Origin of the sequence: Bacillus pretiosus (assembly GCF_051294775.1) — a bacterium.
Classification (GTDB): domain Bacteria; phylum Bacillota; class Bacilli; order Bacillales; family Bacillaceae_G; genus Bacillus_A; species Bacillus_A wiedmannii.
The window spans coordinates 1-255 of record NZ_JBPPHF010000710.1 but is presented as its reverse complement, the minus strand read 5'-3'; the positions used below and the strand labels follow the sequence as shown (position 1 = coordinate 255).

Annotated in this window: 1 rRNA gene; it reads right to left on the bottom strand. The window is 52.9% G+C overall.

Annotation, left to right across the window (positions count from 1 at the left end):
• A 16S ribosomal RNA gene (locus ACSG5Z_RS32910) occupies positions 1-255 on the bottom strand; the annotation flags it as partial.

Sequence of the window (255 nt, the reverse complement as noted above, 5' to 3'; positions counted from 1 at the left end):
CTCTCAGGTCGGCTACGCATCGTTGCCTTGGTGAGCCGTTACCTCACCAACTAGCTAATGCGACGCGGGTCCATCCATAAGTGACAGCCGAAGCCGCCTTTCAATTTCGAACCATGCAGTTCAAAATGTTATCCGGTATTAGCCCCGGTTTCCCGGAGTTATCCCAGTCTTATGGGCAGGTTACCCACGTGTTACTCACCCGTCCGCCGCTAACTTCTTGAGAGCAAGCTCTCAATCCATTCGCTCGACTTGCAT